1 protein-coding gene is annotated in these 1,822 nt (G+C 73.1%); it reads right to left on the bottom strand.

What is annotated here, in order from left to right; genetic code table 11:
• Positions 1 to 341 precede the first annotated feature (341 nt).
• Positions 342 to 1,598: a phosphoribosylamine--glycine ligase gene (purD, locus tag B9S61_RS02175; protein WP_103540662.1), complete on the bottom strand. Its 1,257-nt coding sequence runs from the start codon at positions 1,596 to 1,598 to the stop codon at positions 342 to 344.
• Positions 1,599 to 1,822 lie beyond the last annotated feature (224 nt).

Genomic DNA, 1,822 nt, shown 5'->3' with positions numbered 1-1,822 from the left:
TCGGGCCCCCCGTGGCAGCCGCTCCCCCTCCACTTCCGCTTCCGCTCATGGTCCGACGTCACCCCCTCCCGGCTCCGGACGCTGTCCTGGCATTGCGCATGCCCCCACTGTGGCACCCGCCACCGACATCGCAATGCCGGTGGGCCAAGTGCCGGAACGCTTGCGCGGCACCATAGTTGGGGCCTCGGGTCACGTCAGCCGGATGGCGTATCGCTCACCCGATGGAATGGCTTTGGGGAAAGGTGGACGACGGACGGCAAGGGTCAGGCCCCGGATCCAGAGACGGATCCGGGGCCTGCGGGGTTCATCGGCGCCGGGTGGTGAACGGACCGGCGCCGCGGCTACGCGTCGTCCCGTGCCGCCTTCGCCGCGATGTCCGTGCGGTGCCGGGAACCGTCCAGGCCGATCCGGGACACCGCGCGGTAGGCGCGGTCGCGGGCCTCGGTGAGGTCCTTGCCGGTCGCCGTGACGGACAGCACGCGCCCGCCCGCGCTGACGACCGCCTCGCCCTCGCGTCGCGTCCCGGCGTGCAGTACGTACGCGTGCGGGGCGTCCTGGGCGGCGACCTCGTCCAGTCCGGTGATCGGGTCGCCGGTGCGCGGGGTGCCGGGGTAGTTGTGCGAGGCGACGACCACGGTGACCGCGGCTTCGTCGCTCCAGCGCGTCGGCTCGAGGTGGGCGAGGTTGCCGGTGGCGGCGGCCATCAGGATGCCGCCCAGCGGGGTCTTCAGCCGCGCCAGCACCACCTGGGTCTCGGGGTCGCCGAAGCGCGCGTTGAACTCGATCACGCGGACGCCGCGCGAGGTGATCGCCAGACCGGCGTAGAGCAGGCCTGAGAACGGGGTGCCACGGCGCCGCATCTCGTCGACGGTCGGCTGCAGAACCGTCTCCACGACCTCGTCGACCAGCTTCGGATCGGCCCACGGCAGCGGGGAGTACGCCCCCATGCCGCCGGTGTTGGGGCCCTCGTCGCCGTCCAGCGCGCGCTTGAAGTCCTGGGCGGGCTGGAGGGGCACGACGGTCTCGCCGTCGGTGATCGCGAAGAGGGAGACCTCGGGGCCGTCGAGGAACTCCTCGATGACCACGCGGTCGCAACCTCCGGCGTGCGCGCGGGCCGCCTCGACGTCGTCCGTGACGACGACACCCTTGCCGGCCGCGAGCCCGTCGTCCTTGACGACGTACGGGGCGCCGAACGCCTTGAGGGCCGCGTCGGCCTCCTCCGACGTCGTACAGACGTACGAACGGGCGGTGGGTACGCCCGCTCCCGCCATGACGTCCTTGGCGAAGGCCTTGGAGCCCTCGAGCTGCGCGGCCTCCCTCGAGGGGCCGAAGACCGGGATGCCCGCGTCGCGCACGGCGTCGGCGACCCCGGCGACGAGGGGCGCCTCCGGGCCGACCACCACGAGGTCCGCGCCGAGCCGCACGGCCAGCGCGGACACGGCGGCGCCGTCGAGGGCGTCGACCTGGTGCAGCTCGGCGACCTCGGCGATGCCGGCATTGCCGGGCGCGCAGTGCAGCGCGGTGACATCGGGGTCGAGGGACAGGGAGTGGCACAGGGCGTGTTCGCGGGCGCCGCTGCCGATGACGAGGACCTTCACGGGGGTCAGCCTACGGGAGACGGCGGGTTCCCCTTGTACGGGCTTCCGAAGGGACGGGGGGAGTCGCCTTGTACGTTCCTCCGAACACCCCCCGCGAGGGAGTACGTCCCCCGTTCCCCGTCTTCCCGGCCCGCGCCCCCGGAGGGCCGGGAGCCGGGACTACTCGTTGGCGATCTCCTCGACGACCGACGCCCCCAGTTCCCGTACGAGGAGTTCCGTCCCGG

This window comes from Streptomyces sp. SM1 (genome assembly GCF_002910825.1).
Taxonomy (GTDB): Bacteria; Actinomycetota; Actinomycetes; order Streptomycetales; family Streptomycetaceae; genus Streptomyces; species Streptomyces okerensis.
The sequence above is the reverse complement of the archived record's forward strand: the minus strand, read 5'-3'. Positions and strand labels throughout refer to the sequence as shown.